Origin of the sequence: Streptomyces sp. NPDC008125, assembly GCF_042957125.1 — a bacterium.
In the GTDB taxonomy this organism is placed as follows: Bacteria; Actinomycetota; Actinomycetes; order Streptomycetales; family Streptomycetaceae; genus Streptomyces.
Genome location: NZ_JBIBHR010000014.1, coordinates 112637 through 130419 on the forward strand (window position 1 = coordinate 112637; position 17783 = coordinate 130419).

Genomic DNA, 17783 nt, shown 5'->3' on the forward strand with positions numbered 1-17783 from the left:
GCTCCCGTTCACCCCGACACCACCCACCCTCCCTCCACCGGCCACCCGAGGCGGGCGAACTCCCCCTCGTTCCAGGGGCGTCGGCGTGATGTACACCCCTTCGTCACCGCTTCTGCAGGAGATCACCCTTCCGTTTTCAGGGGATTCACTCACTTTCGACCGACATCAGGACCCCCTTCCCCGGCTGCGCACGGTGGTTGTTCCCCGGTAGGCTTTCCGTGTGATCTTCAAGCGCATCGGAAATGGGCGGCCATACCCCGACCACGGCCGGGAAAGCACCCGCCAGTGGGCCGACGTCGCGCCGCGCCCGGTTCGCCTCGACCAGCTCGTGACCACGAAGGGCGAGCTGGACCTGGAAACGCTTCTCGCCGAGGACTCCACCTTCTACGGCGATCTCTTCGCGCACGTCGTGAAGTGGCAGGGCGACCTCTACCTGGAGGACGGGCTGCACCGGGCGGTCCGCGCCGCGCTCCAGCAGCGCCAGGTGCTCCACGCCCGCGTGCTCGAACTCGGCTGACGGCACCACCCGGTGCGGCTCGGGCCGCCCCCTACCACCGCACCGCGCCGGACTCCGCACCGTCGGGCCCTTTCGAGTGTTTTCCGACGCATGCGGGTGCCATCGGTTGATCATTTAGTACGCAACATCGGCGGCCCGCACTACGCTGCGCACATGAGCATGCTCACTCCCCCCGGCATGGGCGGAAAGTACCGCATCACGGGCAACGCCTATCCCCGGATGCGCCGCCCCCGGCACCGCCGCAGGCTCGCCCTCGCCGTCGTCGCCTCCCTGGCGGCCCTCGGGCTGGCCGGCTGGGGCACGCTGCAGCTCATCGACGTCTACTCGGGCGGCGACACGAAGGCACAGGCGGCCGACCACAAGCGGGAGTGCGCGACCGTTCCGAAGCAGGCGGTGGCCGTGAAGACGCTGCCCGCGCCGAACCGGATCACGGTGAACGTCTTCAACGCGACCCCGCGCAGCGGCCTGGCCAAATCCGCCGCCGACGAGCTGAAGAAGCGCGGCTTCAAGATCGGCGAGGTGGGCAACGCTCCCGCCGCGTACGACAAGAAGGTCCCCGGCACCGGTCTGCTGCTCGGCCCGCCGACCGCCGCCGACAGCGCGTTCCCGGTCCTGGAGACCCAGCTGCCGGGCATCGCCCGGAAGACCGAGGCCCGCGAGAACGCCGAGGTGGACCTGATCCTGGGCACCCGGTTCACGGCGTTCAGCACCCCGCAGGCCGCCGCCGCCGCGCTGACGGCGCTGACGAAGCCCGCCCCCGCCCCCGCCTCCTCCGCCTGCTGAGCGGGAAGCTCGCACGGACACGACGACGGCCGGTCACCCCACCTGTGACCGGCCGTCGTCGTCGTGCGGAGGGACCCTAGTCGGCCGTGCCGTACATCCGGTCGCCCGCGTCGCCCAGACCCGGCACGATGTAGCCGTTCTCGTTGAGCCGCTCGTCCACCGAGGCGGTGACCACGGTGACCGGGGCGTCCGCCAGCTCGCGCTCCATGATCTCGACGCCCTCCGGCGCCGCCAGCAGCACGACGGCGGTGACGTCGTCGGCGCCCCGCTTGATGAGCTCGCGGATCGCGGCGACGAGCGTCCCGCCGGTCGCCAGCATCGGGTCGAGGACGTAGACCTGGCGGCCGGAGAGGTCCTCCGGCATCCGGGTCGCGTACGTCTCCGCCTGGAGCGTCTCCTCGTTGCGGATCATGCCGAGGAAACCGACCTCCGCGGTCGGCAGCAGCCGCACCATGCCGTCCAGCATGCCGAGGCCGGCGCGCAGGATCGGTACGACGAGGGGCCGGGGGTACGACAGCTTCACGCCCGCCGTCCGCGCGACCGGGGTCTCGATGTCGACCAGCTCGGTCCGCACGTCCCGGGTCGCCTCGTAGGCGAGCAGGGTGACCAGCTCGTCGGCGAGCCGGCGGAAGGTCGGGGAGTCGGTGCGCTTGTCGCGCAGGGTGGTGAGTTTGTGCGCCACCAGTGGGTGGTCGACGACATGGATCCGCATGCCGTCAACACTAACGGCCTCCCGCGCGCCGCGAGCTTCCTCCCCGGCGGAGGCGGGGACCGCCCGAGTCCGCCCGTACGCCAGCACTGGCATCATCCACTCGTTCGGGGGGAAGGTGAGGCGTACGGACCAGCCTTGGGGTGGTGTGCGGATGCCTGACCGGGAGCCGAAGCGGAACGAGCCCGCGACGCGGGGACGACTCGAAGCACGTGACGAGCGCGACGAGCGCGACGCGCCGACCAGCACGGAGCACACGCAGGAGAGTGACGCGGCCCGCCGCCGTCGCCGGGCGCAGTTCCTCCGTGAGCTGCACGAGGCGAAGCAGCTGCGGGACCGGGTCCAGCCCCGCCGGGCCCGCGCGGCCCGTATGCGCCAACAGATGCGGATGCGCACCTTCCGCTGGTGACGGGGGCTCCGACGGGCGCGTTCGCCCCCGCCGGAGTGCTCCGGAGCGGCTTCCGCCGACCGGGCCCTTGCGGAACTGATGGCCGACGCAACGTCCGAAGAGGTCTCGCTCGGCCGATGTTTCTGCCACGATGCCGATTGGGCGGGGCTCGGCGCAGTCGGACAATCGTCTGCCCTCCCGTCGGACCGATATCACCTCTGACCAGTGGGAGTGTCACGGTGTACTTCGCCGCACTGCTCGCGCGCACCGAAGACGGGTGGGAAGCGAGCGATACGGAGCTCGACGATGTGGAGGCCCTGTCCGACCTGACGGATCTGGCCCGGGACGCCTCGGTGGACGAGGACACGGTCCTCGTCTACATCGAGCAGGAGGACGCGTGGTTCGGCGTCGTCCGCGTGGATGGTGAGGAGGACCCCCGGATCTACGTCTCGGACGCCGCCGCCGCCGCCCGTTCCTCGTACGGGGAGATCCTGCTCACCGACGAACTGCTCGGCCGCGAACCGGGGGCCGAGGACGAGATCGCCGCTCTGGAGGAACTCGTCGGGCTCGAAGACGACGAGGCCGACGATCCGGAGTTCGGCCACGGAGACGACGGCGCCACCGCCCGGCGGGCCGTCGAAGCGGACGACGACCCCGATGCCGTGCCGGCGGGACCGATCGGGGACGCCTCGATCCTCGCCGACCTCGGCCTCTCCGAGCAGGCGCTGCTGACCCTGCGCACCGACGCGCTGGCGGAGATCGCCGACGCGCTGGGGGCGGACGAGGTACTGGAGAGCGTCCGCTAAGGTCCGCGGGTGACCGCGCGCCCCCCCGAAGAACCCCCGCCCCCGACTTCCCCCACACCCCTTCTCGCGTCCTACGCCGCCGATCCCGTACGGGACCCGTGGCGGGCCCCGATGCGCCACGCCCTGGACGAGGCGGCGCAGGCGGCGCTGGCCGGTGATGTTCCGGTCGGCGCGGTCGTCCTGGGACCGGACGGATCGACGATCGCCACGGGCCGCAACGAGCGCGAGGCGACCGGCGACCCGACCGCGCACGCGGAGATCCTCGCCGTACGTGGAGCCGCCACCGCCCTCGGGCAGTGGCGGCTTCACGGCTGCACGCTCGTGGTCACCCTGGAGCCGTGCACGATGTGCGCGGGCGCGCTCGTGCAGTCGCGCGTGGACCGGGTCGTCTACGGTGCGCGCGACGACAAGGCCGGGGCCGCCGGCTCGCTCTTCGACGTGGTGCGCGACCGTCGGCTCAACCACCGGCCCGAGGTGATCCACGGGGTCCTGGAAGAGGAGTGTTCGGCACAGCTCACGGCGTTTTTCCGGGCTCTGTGACAACTGATTTCTGATCCCGGGCCGTCATGGTCTAAGCTCTCTCTCGGTAGCGTGTCCGAGCGGCCGAAGGAGCTCGCCTCGAAAGCGAGTGTGGGGAAACTCACCGAGGGTTCAAATCCCTCCGCTACCGCTCTCACACCCCTCTGATCTGCGGAAACGCGATCAGGGGGGTGTTTTGCGTGCGGTGCGCACCTCGACATGCGGGCAGTCGGCAGCGGAAACGGCCGGAGGGGCGGACACAGCCTCGCCCCTGCCGCAGAAGCGACAGCACTGCATGCAGGTCACGGGGGACGCTGTGGCGACTCCGACCGTCCGGGGGCTCGACGACGCGATACACGCCCGGCTGCGCGCACGGGCCGCGCGGCACCGGTGAAAGGCCCCTGTCGCAGGACCGTTGGTCCCGGGGGGACCGGGCACCGCGTGCCGGACCTCCCGCAGCGTTCGAACAACGATCGTCCACGACCCCCGAATCCGACCAGGTGTACGGATACAATCTGCCGACCGCGCGCGGGACCGACGGGGAGGCAGGGGCTGTGGCGCAAGCGAGGAAGATCGCGCTCTACATCGTGGTGGTCTTCGTGCTCTACACGATCATCACGTCGCCCGCGAGGGCCGCCGACCTCGTCCAGGTAGGGTTCGAAGGCATCTCCAGCGCCGCCCAGGGCGTCGGGGACTTCATGTCCGAGCTGGTGAAGTAGGAGCGACCACCGATGATCCGCCACCTGGTCCTGTTCAAGCTGAACGACGGCGTCGAGCGGGACGATCCGCGGGTCGTGGCCGGTGAGAAGGCCTTCCGCGAACTGGACGGGCTCGTCCCCGAGCTGGAGTTCTGGGAGTGCGCCTGGAACATCACCGACCGGCCCATCGCGTACGACTTCGCCATCAACTCCGCCGTCGCCGACGCGGACGCGCTCGTGCGGTACATCGAGCACCCGGCACACCAGGCGGCGGCCGGACAGTGGCGCGAATTCGCCACCTGGGTCATCGCCGACTACCCCTTCTGAGCCCTGCACGCCCCGGCGCGCGGCCCGTTCACGGGTCGTGCGCGCGCCTCGGGCCCCGGTCGCACCTCGCCTTCGCGCGGGTGGCGCCGCCTTCGTACGGACGCCCCCGCGCGGTGCGGTCAAGGCCCATCGGTCGCCGGTCACAGCCCCTCGCCTCTCAGGTGGGGGGCTTTTGTTGGTTTTTAAACCCGTTTGACTCCAACACGGCTATATACGGTGCTTGCACACAGTGGACATGTCTTGTGATGCTATGACCGCTTTTGATGGATGAATTGACCGCAGTTGTCCGTCACGTTGGCTGTCAGTCGACCGTGCAGTTCGACCATGAAGCGTGACCGCGAAGTCGACCGTGAAGGGGTGGCGTCACCGTGCCGGCCAGTGCAGCGCCTCAAGTGCCTCCCCAGACCGTCCAGAAGGACCGGACCGAGCCGTCCGACGACATCCAGACGGAGACGCCCGACCCCTCCGCGCCCCCCGCCAGAACCCGGGGTGCCGACACCAGGGCGCTCACCCAGCTGCTCTTCGGGCAGCTCAAGGACCTCGCGCCGGGCACGGCCGAGCACCGCAGGGTGCGGGCCGCGCTGATCGAGGCGAACCTGCCGCTGGTGCGGTACGCGGCGGCGCGCTTCCGGAGCCGCAACGAGCCGATGGAGGACGTCGTCCAGGTCGGCACCATCGGCCTGATCAACGCGATCGACCGGTTCGACCCCGAACGGGGCGTCCAGTTCCCCACGTTCGCCATGCCGACCGTGGTGGGCGAGATCAAGCGCTACTTCCGGGACAACGTCCGCACCGTCCACGTGCCCCGCCGCCTGCACGAACTCTGGGTGCAGGTCACCGGGGCGACCGAGGACCTGACGACCGCTCACGGACGCTCCCCGACCACCGCCGAGATCGCCGAGCGGCTGCGGATCTCCGAGGACGAGGTGCTGGCCTGCATCGAGGCCGGCCGGTCCTACCACGCGACTTCGCTGGAGGCCGCCCAGGAGGGCGATGGGCTGCCCGGCCTGCTCGACCGCCTCGGGTACGAGGACCCGGCGCTCGCCGGGGTCGAACACCGCGATCTCGTACGGCACCTGCTCGTGCAACTGCCCGAGCGCGAGCAGCGGATCCTGCTGCTGCGCTACTACAGCAACCTGACACAGTCCCAGATCAGTGCCGAACTGGGCGTCTCCCAGATGCACGTGTCAAGACTTTTGGCCAGAAGTTTCGCCCGACTGCGATCCGCAAACAGGATCGAGGCCTAACCAGAACGGGTAGACCGTCTCCAAGCGGTTTTCCGGCGCCCTTCTTCCCCGCACCCCCTGCTTCCTGCGCATACGCGGCGCTGACTTATCGACATGTCACTACAGCGTGTTGCCGACATGTGACATTCTGCTGGAACCGCGTTTGCCGCAGCCTCCCCTCCGGTATTCAGGTGGAGGCTGCGTTCCTCCGATGGTCGCGGCCACCGCGACCGTCCGCGACCTCAAGGGGGTGGCATGTCCGTAGACCAGGGCAGCTCGAAGGTGCTCACGCTCACGAAGAGCGCGCCCGCGCCTGCCGTGCTCACCAGCTCGTCGGAAGCCATCGACACCCGTACGCTGTCCCGCTCCCTGTTCCTGCGGCTCGCCGCACTCGGTCCCGAGGGAACGGACAGCCCGGAGCGGGCCTACGTACGCGACACACTCATCGAGCTCAACCTCCCGCTGGTGCGGTACGCGGCGGCGCGGTTCCGCAGCCGCAACGAACCGATGGAGGACATCGTCCAGGTCGGCACCATCGGCCTGATCAAGGCGATCGACCGGTTCGACTGCGAACGGGGGGTGGAGTTCCCGACGTTCGCCATGCCGACCGTCGTGGGCGAGATCAAGCGGTTCTTCCGTGACACCTCGTGGTCCGTGCGGGTCCCCCGCCGGCTCCAGGAGCTGCGCCTGGCGCTCACCAAGACCAGCGACGAACTGGCGCAGCGGCTCGACCGCTCGCCGACCGTCCCGGAGCTCGCCAAGGCGCTCGGTGTCTCCGAGGAGGACGTCGTCGACGGGCTCGCCGTCGGCAACGCCTACACCGCCTCCTCGCTCGACTCCCCGTCCCCCGAGGACGACGGCGGCGAGGGCTCCCTCGCGGACCGTCTGGGGTACGAGGACACCGCGCTGGAGGGGGTCGAGTACCGCGAGTCCCTGAAGCCGCTGCTGGCCAAGCTCGCCCCCCGCGAGCGGCAGATCATCATGCTGCGGTTCTTCGCCAACATGACCCAGTCGCAGATCGGCGAGGAGGTCGGCATCTCGCAGATGCACGTCTCCCGCCTGCTGACCCGGACGCTCGCGCAGTTGCGCGAGGGGCTCATCACCGACTGACGGGTCCCGGCCGCCGGAGACGCGCCCACGCGCCCCCGGCGGTACCCCCAGAGCCCGGGCCGCGCCCGGACGTCCCCGGGTCGCGCCCCGGTACGTCCGGCCGGTCCGGTTCCCGGTTCCAGGCGCCGTGACGCACCTGCGCGGCGGGCCGCCGGCCGTGGGCCGTTCCCTGTGTGCCGCGCGCCACGTGCCGTGCACCGGCGCCCGGAAACGCGTCGGCGGCCCCCGCAGGACGGAGGCCGCCGCATGGCCGGACGGTGCCGCGGGTCAGCCGAGCGCGAGCCAGGCGACCGCGGCGAGGACGACGACGACCGCGACGACGGCCACGATCACCCCGGTCTTCGGACCACCGGACGGGGCGGCCTGCTGCGGCCGGCGCTGCGGCTCTCCGTCGTCGACGAAGGCGCGGAACATCTGCGTGCTGCCCGCCGGGTCGTCATTGCCCGCGGGGCCCTGCTGAGGGGCGTGGGGGTTGTGTGCCATGGGCCAGGACCCTAGCGAACTCGGGCCTTCCGCCCAACCCCTGGGGGACAGGCGGGCGCCGGTTCGTACGGACATTCCCCTCATCTCCACAACACCGCCCGCCGTCAACATGAGCACTTAGATCGACTCACCCTGTGGTGTGAGACACACAGTTGACTCACTGGAGCCACACGCTGCGGCTTTGACCGGGAGTCTACGGAGCCTTTTAGGTTCCTTTACTTATGCAAGCCTCATTTCGTTTGCCTGCAGCAACCAACGGCTTCTATGGTTGCCCTAAGCAACAAGATGCAGAGCAGAAGTCTGGGGGTGCCCCGTGGCCGCACGGAGTCAGTACGAGGAACTGGCCCGGCACCTCAGCGCCATAGGGGTCGTGAAGCGCGGTCTCTCCCGCGCTCTTCCGGCCGACTGCCCGGGCGGCTCTGCCGCGGTGCTCGCGCTCCTCGGCCAGCACGGCGAGATGCGTATCAGCAGGCTCGCCGAGCTGCTCTCCGTGGACATGTCCGTGACCAGTCGGCACGTCGCCCACGTGGCGGAACGCGGCTGGATAGAGCGGTTTCCCGATCCTTCGGACAAGCGCTCCCGCATCTTGCGGCTGACCTCCTCCGGACACGACGTGCTCGTCGACCTCAGTCGTCGGAGCACGGAAGTGTTCGCACACAACCTCGCGGACTGGTCCGACGACGAAGTCGGACAACTCGTCACCTTGCTGGCACGGCTCTGCGGCAGCTTCGCCGCCCGCACGCCCAGTGCGTGCGCCCCCGGACGGCACACCGACGACTGTCGCGCGCGGCTCACCGGACCCAGCGTCCCGAAGGGTTCCGACCTGGACGAGAAGCCCGCGGAAGGGCTCGTTCCGGTCGCCGACGGCCCGACGGACACCCGTACACCTCTGTAACAGAAGCAAAGCAAAGGACATTCATGGCTACGACCACACCAACCGGTGTGCGGGGCGGCCACGCCAAGCACGGGGGCGCGGAAGCTCCCGCCGGCACGCCGATGACTCACCGGCAGATCATGGAGGCCCTGACCGGGCTCCTGCTCGGCATGTTCGTCGCGATCCTGTCGTCGACGGTCGTCTCGAACGCCCTTCCCCACATCATCTCCGACCTCGGCGGCGGCCAGAGCGCCTACACCTGGGTGGTCACGGCCTCCCTGCTGGCGATGACCGCGACCACCCCGATCTGGGGCAAGCTCTCGGACCTCTTCTCCAAGAAGCTGCTGGTCCAGATAGCCCTGGTCATCTACGTGCTGGGCTCCTGCGCCGCCGGTCTCTCGACCAGCTCCGGGATGCTCATCGTCTTCCGCGTGGTCCAGGGCATCGGCGTCGGCGGTCTCTCCGCCCTCGCCCAGGTCGTGCTCGCCGCGATGATCTCCCCGCGTGAGCGCGGCCGGTACAGCGGCTACCTCGGCGCCGTCTTCGCCGTCGCCACCGTGGGCGGTCCGCTGCTCGGCGGTGTCATCACCGACACCAGCTGGATGGGCTGGCGCTGGTGCTTCTACGTGGGTGTGCCGTTCGCGATCATCGCCCTCTTCGTGCTCCAGAAGACCCTGAAGCTCCCGGTCGTCAAGCGTGACGTCAAGGTCGACTGGACCGGCGCGTTCTTCATCAGCGCGGGTGTCTCGCTGCTGCTGCTCTGGGTGACCTTCGCCGGCGACAAGTACGCCTGGGGTTCCTGGCAGACCGTCGTGATGCTGCTGGGCGTCGTGGTCCTCATCGCCGCGTTCGTCTTCACCGAGTCGAAGGCCCGCGAGCCGATCATCCCGCTGCGGCTCTTCCGCAACCGGACGATCACGCTGGCCTCGGTGGCCTCGCTCTTCGTCGGTGTCGCGATGTTCGCGGGCACCGTCTTCTTCAGCCAGTACTTCCAGCTGGCGCGCGGCAAGTCGCCGACGATGTCCGGCGTCATGACGATCCCGATGATCGCGGGTCTCTTCCTCTCCTCGACCATCTCCGGCCAGGTCATCACCCGCACCGGCCGCTGGAAGTACTGGCTCGTCTCCGGTGGCGTCCTGGTCACCGCGGGTCTCGGCCTGCTGGGCACGATCCGGTACGACACGACGTACTGGCACGTCGGGATCTTCATGTTCCTCGTCGGCGCCGGCGTCGGCATGATGATGCAGAACCTGGTCCTCGCCGCGCAGAACCAGGTCGCTCCCCAGGACCTCGGTGCGGCCAGCTCCGTGGTCACGTTCTTCCGTTCGCTCGGTGGCGCCATCGGCGTCTCGGCGCTCGGCGCCGTCATGGCCAACCGCGTCACCCACTACGTGACGGACGGCCTCTCGGACCTCGGTGTCAAGAGCACCGGCGGCACCGGCGGAGGCATCCCGGACCTGGCGACGCTGCCCGCCCCGATGCGTGCGGTCGTCGAGTCCGCGTACGGCCACGGCGTCGGTGACGTCTTCCTGTTCGCCGCCCCGTGCGCACTGCTCGCCTTCCTCTTCGCCATCTTCATCAAGGAGGTCGCGCTGCGGACGAACGCCGGCGGCGAGGCCGCCCCGGCTCCGGCTCCGGCCGCCGCCGTCGCCACCCCGGCGGACGCCGCCCCGGCCGCCCCGGCCGAGACCGTCGCCGCCCCGGCCGAGACCGTCGCCGCCCCGGTGGCCGCCGCTCCGGCGGTCGCCCCGACCGAGGCGCCCGTCATCCAGGGCACCCCGGTGCGCGGTGTGGTGCGCGGCGCGGACAACGCTCCGGTCGCCCGGGCCGCCGTCACGCTGATCTCGCTCGGCGGCCGTCAGCTGGGCCGTTCGGTGGCCCAGGAGGACGGCTCGTACGTCCTCGACGCCCCCGGCAACGGCAGCTACGTGCTGATCGCGTCCGCCGACGGCTGCCAGCCGCAGGCGTCCACGATCGTCGTCGGTGACGAGCCGCTCGCCTTCGACATCCTGCTCTCCGGCACCAGCGGACTGGCCGGTACGGTGCGGGCCGCCGAGGCCGGCACCCCGATCCAGGGCGCCATGGTCATCGTGACCGACGTGCGCGGCGACGTGCTCGCCACCGGCACCTCCGGCGAGACCGGCGACTTCGCCTTCGGCGAGCTGGTCCCCGGCACGGTGACCCTCGCGGTGAACGCGGCCGGATACCGTCCGCTGGCCCTCCCGGTGGAGATCGCCGGCACGGGTGTCACCCGGATCGAGGCCGCCCTCCAGGCGGGTGCTCTGGTCCAGGGCACGGTGCGCGCCGGTTCCGCCGGCAACGCCCTCACGGACGCCCGCGTCACCCTGATCGACGCGGCGGGCAATGTCGTCGCCACCTCCACGACCGGTGCGGACGGCGCGTACGCCTTCACCGACCTGGACGCCGGTGAGTACTCCGTCGTCGCGACCGGCTACCCGCCGGTGGCGAGCACCGTGACCGTCACCGGTCACGGAATCGACGGACACGACATCGAACTCGTCCACCCCGGCGAGTGACCGGGCGATAAGCCCCCTGCCGGGACAGCACTTTCAGCGGAGAGTCTGTCCCGGCCGGTGGAAATGGGCCCCGGTGGCGCGTGCGGCAGGCAGGGGACGGCCTGCCGCCCCGCCGCCGGGGCCCGACTCGTTCCATGAGTCAGCGAGTCAGCGAGTCAGTGAACAAGGAGAGAGAACGGTATGGGACTTCGCGCACAGGTACGGACGCGGGACGGCTGGGCGGTCCAGCACGCGATCGTCACGGTCACCGACATGACCGGCAACCAGATACTGCGCGCCACGGCCGACGAGGACGGAGCGACCCGCACGGACGAGCCGCTGCCCGCCGGCGCGTACACGGTGATCGTGACCGCCGTCGGTTACGCGCCCGCCGCGTCCACCGCCCTCGTCACGGCCAGCGGCCGTATCGAGGCCGGCACCGTGGTCCTGGCCCGCCAGGGCGGCGTGGAACTCCCGCCGCCCGGCGACTGGTCGCTGGACCCCGCCCACAGCTCGGTGGCCGCCTCCGCCCAGCACCTGGGCATCTCCAGCGTGCGAGGCCGCTTCACCGAGTTCAGCGGCCGGATCGTGATCGCCGAGGACGTCGCCCGCTCCCGGGTGGACGCCGTCATCGACGCGGCCAGCATCGACACCGGCAACGACATGCGCGACAAGCACCTGCGCTCGGCGGACTTCCTCGACGTGGACCGGTTCCCCGAGCTCGCGTACAACTCCACCGGGCTGACCCCGGCAGGACCGGACCGCTGGACCGTGCACGGCGAGCTGACGATGCGGGGCATCGCCCGCCCCGTCGACCTCGATCTCACCTACCTCGGTACCGGCCCCGACCCGTGGGGCGGGGTCAGGGCGGCGTTCCGCGCCACGGCCGAACTGCGCCGCGACGACTTCGCGATGAACTACAACCAGGTCGTGAAGGCGGGCATCTCCGCCATCGGCACGACGCTCCGCGTGGAGCTGGACATCCAGGCGGCGCAGGGGGACTCGCTGCCCTCCTGAGCCGTACGCCGGGCGGCCCCCGAGCCGAACGCCGGAGCGGTCCCCCGAGCCGTACGCGACGGGCCGGGCACCGGGGAAGGTACGCCTTCCGCCGGTGCCCGGCCCGTCGTGCGTCGTGGGTACTCCTGGTCAGGGCGTCGCCGGAGAAGCGGGACTTCCGGAGCACGTTCTAGGCTGGCCGCATGGCTCCCCACATCGCGACCAACACCACCGCCGACCGTGACGCGTTGCTGGAGTTCGTCCGGCCCCGCCACCGGGCGCTGCTGATCACCGCCCGGTCCGACGGCCGACCGCAGGCCTCCCCGCTGACCTGCGGGGTCGACGACTCCGGCCGGATCGTGGTCTCCACCTATCCGGAGCGTGCCAAGACCCGCAACGCCAAGCGGAACGACCAGGTCAGCGTGGTCGTCCTCTCCGACGACTGGAACGGCCCCTGGGTACAGATCGACGGCACCGCCGAGGTCGTCGACGCACCCGATTCGGTCGAGCCGCTCGTGGAGTACTTCCGCAACATCTCCGGCGAGCACCCGGACTGGGACGAGTACCGGGCCGCCATGGTCAAGCAGGGCAAGTCGATCATCCGGATCACCCCGGAACGCTGGGGCCCGATCGCCACCGGCGGCTTCCCCGCCCGGCTGGTGACCGACACCGACGCCTGAGGACCGGACCCATGACCGCCACCGCCACGACGTCCGAGGACCGCCCGGAGTGCATCCCGTGACCGCCCTGCCCGACCCCGCCCTCCTCGCCCGTGCCCGGCTGCTCACCGCCCCCGACCTCGCACCGGCGGTGCGTGACGGGCTGGCGGAGATCACCGGCCGCCCCTGGACCGCGTACCCGGAGCAGGTGACCTCCGGCGGACCGGACGGTGGACCGGACAGTGGGCCGGTCGTCTACGTCGGGGCGACGCGCCCGGCGGGCCTGCCGGAGGAGGACCTGCTCTGGTACCACAGCGTCAACGCCGGTACGGACGCCCTGCTCGCCCCCGGGCCCTGGCCCGCCGGGGCGCTGCTGACCCGGACGGTCGGCCGGATGGGCGCGCGGATCGCGCAGTACGTCCTCGCCTGGGTGCTCGCCGAGTGCCAGTCCGTACCGGAGTTCGCCGCCATGCACGCGCGCGAGGAGTGGCGGCGCATGCCGTCCGAACTCGCCGCGGGACAGCTCGCCCTGGTCCACGGCACCGGCCGGATCGGCTCGGCGGTCGCTTCGCGCCTGCGTGCCTGCGGGCTGCGTACGGTCGGTGTGGCCCGGACCGTGCCCGCCGCCCCGCCGCCCGGCTTCGACCGGGTGGTGCCGGCCGGCGGGGAGGCGGAGCGGGAGGCACTCGGCAAGGCGCGCTGGGTCGTCGCGGCGCTGCCGCTCACCCCCGGCACGGAGAACTACTTCGGAGCGGAGCGCTTCGGGTACGTACGGGGGGCCTCGTTCGTCAACGTGGGGCGCGGGGCGACGGTGGATCTGGCGGCGCTGGGCGCGGCGCTGGGGACCGGAGCCGTACGGCGTGCGGTGCTGGACGTGCTGCCGTCCGAACCGGCCGCCCCCGGCGACCCCTGCTGGCGGCTGCCACGTACGGTCGTCACTTCGCACTCGGCGGGGATCACGGCGGACGATGACGTCCTCACCGACTTCGCGGCCTGCTGGGCCGAGTTGCGTGCGGGACGGCGGCCCGCGCTGACCGTGGACGTGGGGCGCGGGTACTGACCGGCCGTCTCGCGAGCCCCTTCAGCGGTTCGGCATCTTCCGGACTGCCTGACGGCTCACGCCCGGTTCACGGGCGATGTCCGCCTGCGAGACGCCCTGGCCGATGAGTCCCCGCAGCAGAGCGCGGCGCTCGACCGCGAGCTGCCCGGCCACGCCCGCCGGGCCGGGCGGCCCGCCCCTGCCCCGTACCGCCTACCGGTCCCGCATCACCTCGATGCCCGCGATCAGCAGGTCGAGCGCGAAGGTGAAGTCCCGCTCGCGCATCTCCTCGACGGTGTCGCCGCCGCGCGCGTCCATCAGGTCCTGCGAGACGTCGACGACCTGCTTGAGGCTCGGCTCGGAGCGGTACGCGGTCATCGCCTGCCGGAAGTACTCGTCCTGGCTGACCCCGGCGGCGGCGGAGCGCCTGCGGAGGTCGCCCTCGATGGTGCCGAAGCCGTACACGAACTGGAACACCGCCGACAGCGCTCCGGTCTGCTGGTGCAGCCGCAGACCGGTCGCCCGGATCACGTCCTGCACGGCGCGGGTGAAGCGCAGGGAGTGCGGGCCGATGTTGAGGAAGCTCCCGGCGAGTGACGAGGCCCATACGTGGCGTACCAGCAGCGCCCGGTACTCGCTCGCGAGTGCGCGCAGGCGGTCGGCCCAGGGGGCGTCCTCGGGGGGCGGCGTGATCTCTCCGTGGACGGCGTCGAGGGCGAGCTCCAGCAGGTCGTCCTTGGTGTCGACGTACCAGTAGAGGGACATCGCCGTGACGTCGAGCTCGGCGGCGAGGCGGCGCATGGAGAACTTCGCGAGTCCCTCCGCGTCCAGCAGCCGGACCGTCGCGGCGGTGATCCGTTCGCGGTCGAGACCGGCGGGCGAGCCCTCCGACCTGCGGGTGCGCGAGGCCGGTCGGCGGACCAGCCACACGCTGGTCCGTACGGCCGGCAAGGACGCGTCGGCCGCCTCCGGTGCGGGCTCCTGCGCGGGGTCGGCCGCGGACACCATGACGCACTCTCCTCGTTCTCCGGGGACGGACCGGACGGGGGACGGACCGGACGGGGGACGGACCGGACGGGGCACCGTCACGGATGCCCCGGATGTCCGGTCCGATGCTATGCCGCCGAACCGGTCGGCTCCCCTGCCGTGTCCGCCTTCCCGTCCGGCGCCGGTCCGCCCTCGTCGATCGTCGCCCGCGGCGCGCGTTCCGCCCTCCGCAGCAGGAGGGCCGCGACCAGCCCGCCGGCCAGCACCGCTGCCGAGCCGACCAGTTGGCCCCGCTCCAGACCCGCCGCGAAGGCGTCGGTGACGGCGGCGCGCTCCGGGCCGTCCCCGGCGGTCGCCAGCACGGCGGGCAGGGAGGCGGCACCGGCGGCGGCGAGCGGGAGCAGGGCACTGAAGCGGGAGGTGAGGACCGCGCCGAGGACGGCGACCCCGAGGCCGTTGCCGAACTCGGCGAGCGTGCCGTTGACGCCCGCCCCCACCCCCGCGCGCTCCGGCGGGATGGCGCCCATGATCGCGGCGGCCATCGCGGGGGCCGCCAGGGCGATTCCCGTCCCCATCACGACCAGGCCGAGCAGCATGCCGCCGTACCCCTGCCCGGCGAGCAGCGCCACGGCGGCGAGACCGGCCGCCAGCAGGGACATCCCGGCAGCGATCGTGGCGGGCGTGCCCAGCCGGGGGACCAGCCGGGCGCCGAACCCGGTGAGGTTGAGCGCGACCACGGTGAGCGCCAGCGGGGCGGTACGCAGGCCCGCCTCCAACGGGCCGTGACCGAGCACGAACTGGAGGTGCTGGGTGAGCAGGAAGAGCGAGCCGCCCATCCCGAACGCCACCAGCATCGTGCCCGCCACCGCGCCGGTGAACGAGCGGTCCCGGAAGAACCGCAGGTCGAGCATCGGGGACGGCACCCGCAGCTCCCAGAGCGCGAACCCGGCCAGCACGGCGGTCCCGGCGAACGCGGTGAGCAGGACCCTCAGGGAGCTCCAGCCGTGTTCCGGGCCGGAGATGATCGCGTACACCACGGCGCTCATGCCGAGGGTGGAGAGCAACGCGCCCACCGGATCGGGGCGTTCGCCCGAAGGGTTCTTGAACTCCGGTACGAGCAGCGCCACCGCGACCAGGGCGAGGGCGGCGACGGGGAGGTTGACGAAAAAGATCGCGCCCCACCGGAAGTGGCCCAGGAGCACTCCGCCGAGGAGCGGACCGGCGGCGAACCCGAGGGAGTTGACCGTGGCCCAGAGCCCGATCGCGCGGATTCGCTCGGTCGCGTCGAAGACCTGGACCACCACGGCGAGCGTACTGGTCAGCAGGAACGCGGCACCGACGCCCATCTCCGCACGGGCCGCGACGAGTTGGCCGGGGCTGTCGGCGAGCCCCGCCGCGAGGGACCCGAGGCCGAACACGGCGAGCCCGGCGAGCAGCAGCCGCTTGCGGCCGTAGCGGTCGGAGGCGCTGCCGGCGGTGAGCAGCAGGCCGGACTGGACGAGCGAGTAGGCATTGATCATCCACTGCAGCTCGGCGCCGGACGCGCCCAACTCCTCCGTGAGGGAGGGGATCGCGACGTTGAGGACGGTGTTGTCGAGCAGCACGGTGAGCTGGGCCAGACAGATCACGCCGAGGATCAGCCAGCGCCGGGGATGACCGGTCGGGCCGAGGTCGGTGGCCGGGGTGGAGGTGTTCGCCGTCATGCGGTCTCCTTGGGCCTCTCGCGCCGCGGCGGGCCTGGCGGTGCGGTACAGGCTGGGCAGCGGCGGGAGGAGCCGATCGCCATACACCGTACGGCGATCGCTCTACGGTGTACAAGACTCGCTTCCGGCACTCATCCGAACGGGCGAACAGCCGACCGCACGGGTCGAACGGACGTACAGCCGGCCGGCGCCCCCGCCGCATCCCGGTCGGCGCGGGAGTCGTCCGCGCGGCGAACGGGCCGGGAAGGTGGGACCCATGACGACGGACTTGCGCGCATTCCTGGACCCTTACGTCGAACGGGGCGCCGTCCCCGGTGCCGTGGCGCTCGTGGCACGCGGCGACCGGGTGGACGTGGCCGCGTCCGGCTCGGCGGACACCGGCGGCAGCACACCGATGGCCCGCGACACCCTCTTCCGGATCGCCTCCCTCACCAAACCGGTCACCGCCGCCGCCACGATGGTGCTGGTCGACGAGGGGCGGCTCACCCCCGGCCAGCCCGTCGGGACCTGGCTGCCGGAGCTGGCCTCCCCCAAGGTCGTACGCACCCCGGACGGCCCGGTCGAGGACGTCGTACCGGCCCGGCGGCCGATCACGGTGTTCGACCTGCTCACCTTCCGCGCCGGGTACGGCTTCCCCTCCGACTTCGCGCTCCCGGCCGTCGCACCGCTCTTCTCCGAGCTGCACCAGGGCCCGCCGCAGCCGCAGGCGGTGGCGGAGCCGGACACCTGGATGCGGACCTTGTCCCACATCCCGTTGCTCCGCCAGCCCGGCGAGGCGTGGCTCTACAACACCTGTTCGGACATCCTCGGGGTGCTCGTCGCCCGGGTCTCGGGGCGTTCGCTGCCGGAGTTCCTGGCGGAGCGGGTGTTCGAGCCGCTCGGGATGAAGGACACCGGGTTCGCCGTACCGGCGAGGGATCTCGGCCGGTTCACCGGCTACTACCGGGCGCACCCGGACGGCGGGTTCGACCTGGTGGACCCGGCGGACGGGCAGTGGAGCACGCTGCCCGCGTTCCCCTCGGGTGCGGGCGGCCTGGTCTCCACCGCCGACGACTGGCTCGCCTTCGCCCGGATGCTCCTCGCGGGCGGTCTGACCGGCGACGGGCGGCGGCTGCTGTCGGCCGGCTCGGTGCGGCAGATGCTGACCGACCACCTCACTCCCGCCCAGCGCGAGGCGAGCGGGCTCTTCACGGAGGGGCAGGGCTGGGGGTTCGGCGGGTCGGTCGACGTGGAGACCCGGGATCCGTGGAACGTACGCGGGCGGTACGGCTGGGTCGGCGGCACCGGCACCGCCGGACACCTCGTCCCGTCGACGGGGCTGATCACCCTGCTGCTGACCCAGGTCGAGCTGGGCGGGCCGAAGCCGCCGGAGCTGATGCGGGACTTCTGGACGTACGCGGCGCGGCGCGACGCGTCGGGGGACTGAGCGGCGCCCCTCCGCGA

20 protein-coding genes and 1 tRNA gene are annotated in these 17783 nt (G+C 71.6%); 17 read left to right on the top strand and 4 right to left on the bottom strand.

Translation table 11 applies throughout. The features are described 5' to 3' along the window. Positions 1 to 220: 220 nt before the first annotated feature. On the top strand, positions 221 to 517 hold the full coding sequence (locus tag ACFZAX_RS23765) for a type II toxin-antitoxin system VapB family antitoxin (RefSeq protein ID WP_266706381.1): 297 nt from the start codon (positions 221 to 223) through the stop codon (positions 515 to 517). 177 nt (positions 518 to 694) lie between these two features. Further along, positions 695 to 1300 carry a LytR C-terminal domain-containing protein gene (locus ACFZAX_RS23770; RefSeq protein ID WP_390964093.1) on the top strand — a complete coding sequence of 202 codons (606 nt, stop codon included), beginning with the start codon at positions 695 to 697 and terminating at the stop codon, positions 1298 to 1300. 76 nt (positions 1301 to 1376) lie between these two features. Here ACFZAX_RS23770 and upp read toward each other — a convergent pair whose 3' ends face one another. Then, complete coding sequence (gene upp / locus ACFZAX_RS23775; protein ID WP_390963987.1) at positions 1377 to 2012, bottom strand: uracil phosphoribosyltransferase; 636 nt, start codon at positions 2010 to 2012, stop codon at positions 1377 to 1379. Between the two features lie 151 nt (positions 2013 to 2163). Between upp and ACFZAX_RS23780 the strand changes: the two genes are divergently transcribed. The 9 genes from ACFZAX_RS23780 to ACFZAX_RS23820 all read left to right on the top strand — a co-directional run bounded on the left by ACFZAX_RS23780 (position 2164) and on the right by ACFZAX_RS23820 (position 7083). Next, positions 2164 to 2418, top strand: a complete 255-nt coding sequence (locus tag ACFZAX_RS23780; RefSeq protein WP_390963989.1) for a hypothetical protein — start codon at positions 2164 to 2166, stop codon at positions 2416 to 2418. A 218-nt stretch (positions 2419 to 2636) separates the two neighbouring features. Further along, positions 2637 to 3203, top strand: coding sequence for a hypothetical protein (locus tag ACFZAX_RS23785; protein ID WP_390963990.1), 567 nt, complete (start codon positions 2637 to 2639; stop codon positions 3201 to 3203). 111 nt (positions 3204 to 3314) lie between these two features. After that, positions 3315 to 3743 (top strand): tRNA adenosine(34) deaminase TadA, encoded by a 429-nt coding sequence (gene tadA, locus ACFZAX_RS23790; RefSeq protein WP_390964094.1) that lies wholly within the window; start codon positions 3315 to 3317, stop codon positions 3741 to 3743. 45 nt (positions 3744 to 3788) lie between these two features. Further along, positions 3789 to 3873 (top strand) — tRNA-Ser (locus tag ACFZAX_RS23795). A gap of 144 nt (positions 3874 to 4017) precedes the next feature. After that, on the top strand, positions 4018 to 4116 hold the full coding sequence (locus tag ACFZAX_RS23800; protein WP_390963991.1) for a hypothetical protein: 99 nt from the start codon (positions 4018 to 4020) through the stop codon (positions 4114 to 4116). A gap of 160 nt (positions 4117 to 4276) precedes the next feature. Further along, the gene (locus tag ACFZAX_RS23805; protein WP_266706389.1) at positions 4277 to 4441 is read left to right on the top strand and encodes a hypothetical protein; all 165 of its coding nucleotides are present in this window, start codon (positions 4277 to 4279) and stop codon (positions 4439 to 4441) included. 12 nt (positions 4442 to 4453) lie between these two features. Beyond that, the gene (locus ACFZAX_RS23810; RefSeq protein WP_390963992.1) at positions 4454 to 4747 is read left to right on the top strand and encodes a Dabb family protein; all 294 of its coding nucleotides are present in this window, start codon (positions 4454 to 4456) and stop codon (positions 4745 to 4747) included. Between the two features lie 368 nt (positions 4748 to 5115). After that, positions 5116 to 5994, top strand: coding sequence for a SigB/SigF/SigG family RNA polymerase sigma factor (locus ACFZAX_RS23815; RefSeq protein ID WP_390963994.1), 879 nt, complete (start codon positions 5116 to 5118; stop codon positions 5992 to 5994). A gap of 234 nt (positions 5995 to 6228) precedes the next feature. Beyond that, positions 6229 to 7083 (top strand): RNA polymerase sigma factor SigF, encoded by an 855-nt coding sequence (locus ACFZAX_RS23820; protein WP_266706395.1) that lies wholly within the window; start codon positions 6229 to 6231, stop codon positions 7081 to 7083. A 267-nt stretch (positions 7084 to 7350) separates the two neighbouring features. Here the strand turns inward: ACFZAX_RS23820 and ACFZAX_RS23825 are convergent, their stop codons facing one another. Continuing rightward, positions 7351 to 7566, bottom strand: coding sequence for a hypothetical protein (locus ACFZAX_RS23825; protein ID WP_266706397.1), 216 nt, complete (start codon positions 7564 to 7566; stop codon positions 7351 to 7353). A 313-nt stretch (positions 7567 to 7879) separates the two neighbouring features. Between ACFZAX_RS23825 and ACFZAX_RS23830 the strand changes: the two genes are divergently transcribed. The 5 genes from ACFZAX_RS23830 to ACFZAX_RS23850 all read left to right on the top strand — a co-directional run bounded on the left by ACFZAX_RS23830 (position 7880) and on the right by ACFZAX_RS23850 (position 13671). Beyond that, positions 7880 to 8461 (top strand): MarR family transcriptional regulator, encoded by a 582-nt coding sequence (locus ACFZAX_RS23830; RefSeq protein WP_390963995.1) that lies wholly within the window; start codon positions 7880 to 7882, stop codon positions 8459 to 8461. Between the two features lie 23 nt (positions 8462 to 8484). Continuing rightward, the gene (locus tag ACFZAX_RS23835; RefSeq protein ID WP_390963996.1) at positions 8485 to 10977 is read left to right on the top strand and encodes an MFS transporter; all 2493 of its coding nucleotides are present in this window, start codon (positions 8485 to 8487) and stop codon (positions 10975 to 10977) included. Between the two features lie 180 nt (positions 10978 to 11157). Next, on the top strand, positions 11158 to 11973 hold the full coding sequence (locus ACFZAX_RS23840; RefSeq protein ID WP_390963998.1) for a YceI family protein: 816 nt from the start codon (positions 11158 to 11160) through the stop codon (positions 11971 to 11973). Between the two features lie 182 nt (positions 11974 to 12155). Continuing rightward, positions 12156 to 12632 (top strand): TIGR03618 family F420-dependent PPOX class oxidoreductase, encoded by a 477-nt coding sequence (locus ACFZAX_RS23845; RefSeq protein WP_390963999.1) that lies wholly within the window; start codon positions 12156 to 12158, stop codon positions 12630 to 12632. A 67-nt stretch (positions 12633 to 12699) separates the two neighbouring features. Further along, on the top strand, positions 12700 to 13671 hold the full coding sequence (locus tag ACFZAX_RS23850; protein WP_390964095.1) for an NAD(P)-dependent oxidoreductase: 972 nt from the start codon (positions 12700 to 12702) through the stop codon (positions 13669 to 13671). 192 nt (positions 13672 to 13863) lie between these two features. On the opposite strand, the gene ACFZAX_RS23855 is transcribed toward ACFZAX_RS23850, so the two are convergent. Both ACFZAX_RS23855 and ACFZAX_RS23860 read right to left on the bottom strand, forming a co-directional pair. After that, positions 13864 to 14658 carry a TetR/AcrR family transcriptional regulator C-terminal domain-containing protein gene (locus tag ACFZAX_RS23855; protein ID WP_390964000.1) on the bottom strand — a complete coding sequence of 265 codons (795 nt, stop codon included), beginning with the start codon at positions 14656 to 14658 and terminating at the stop codon, positions 13864 to 13866. Positions 14659 to 14765: 107 nt separating this feature from the next. Further along, positions 14766 to 16340, bottom strand: a complete 1575-nt coding sequence (locus tag ACFZAX_RS23860; RefSeq protein WP_390964001.1) for an MFS transporter — start codon at positions 16338 to 16340, stop codon at positions 14766 to 14768. A gap of 256 nt (positions 16341 to 16596) precedes the next feature. On the opposite strand from ACFZAX_RS23860, the gene ACFZAX_RS23865 reads away from it, so the two are divergent. Then, on the top strand, positions 16597 to 17766 hold the full coding sequence (locus tag ACFZAX_RS23865) for a serine hydrolase (RefSeq protein WP_390964002.1): 1170 nt from the start codon (positions 16597 to 16599) through the stop codon (positions 17764 to 17766). The last annotated feature ends 17 nt before the right edge of the window (positions 17767 to 17783 follow it).

What these genes read in the sequence shown, in the direction of transcription:
- ACFZAX_RS23840 (WP_390963998.1), top strand. Translation starts at nt 11,158, where the DNA reads ATGGGACTTCGCGCACAGGTACGGACGCGGGACGGCTGGGCGGTCCAG.
- ACFZAX_RS23865 (WP_390964002.1), top strand. Translation starts at nt 16,597, where the DNA reads ATGACGACGGACTTGCGCGCATTCCTGGACCCTTACGTCGAACGGGGC.
- ACFZAX_RS23810 (WP_390963992.1), top strand. Translation starts at nt 4,454, where the DNA reads ATGATCCGCCACCTGGTCCTGTTCAAGCTGAACGACGGCGTCGAGCGG.
- ACFZAX_RS23780 (WP_390963989.1), top strand. Translation starts at nt 2,164, where the DNA reads ATGCCTGACCGGGAGCCGAAGCGGAACGAGCCCGCGACGCGGGGACGA.
- ACFZAX_RS23835 (WP_390963996.1), top strand. Translation starts at nt 8,485, where the DNA reads ATGGCTACGACCACACCAACCGGTGTGCGGGGCGGCCACGCCAAGCAC.
- ACFZAX_RS23845 (WP_390963999.1), top strand. Translation starts at nt 12,156, where the DNA reads ATGGCTCCCCACATCGCGACCAACACCACCGCCGACCGTGACGCGTTG.
- ACFZAX_RS23820 (WP_266706395.1), top strand. Translation starts at nt 6,229, where the DNA reads ATGTCCGTAGACCAGGGCAGCTCGAAGGTGCTCACGCTCACGAAGAGC.
- ACFZAX_RS23825 (WP_266706397.1), bottom strand. Translation starts at nt 7,566, where the DNA reads ATGGCACACAACCCCCACGCCCCTCAGCAGGGCCCCGCGGGCAATGAC.
- ACFZAX_RS23860 (WP_390964001.1), bottom strand. Translation starts at nt 16,340, where the DNA reads ATGACGGCGAACACCTCCACCCCGGCCACCGACCTCGGCCCGACCGGT.
- ACFZAX_RS23800 (WP_390963991.1), top strand. Translation starts at nt 4,018, where the DNA reads ATGCAGGTCACGGGGGACGCTGTGGCGACTCCGACCGTCCGGGGGCTC.
- ACFZAX_RS23855 (WP_390964000.1), bottom strand. Translation starts at nt 14,658, where the DNA reads ATGGTGTCCGCGGCCGACCCCGCGCAGGAGCCCGCACCGGAGGCGGCC.
- ACFZAX_RS23770 (WP_390964093.1), top strand. Translation starts at nt 695, where the DNA reads ATGGGCGGAAAGTACCGCATCACGGGCAACGCCTATCCCCGGATGCGC.
- tadA (WP_390964094.1), top strand. Translation starts at nt 3,315, where the DNA reads ATGCGCCACGCCCTGGACGAGGCGGCGCAGGCGGCGCTGGCCGGTGAT.
- upp (WP_390963987.1), bottom strand. Translation starts at nt 2,012, where the DNA reads ATGCGGATCCATGTCGTCGACCACCCACTGGTGGCGCACAAACTCACC.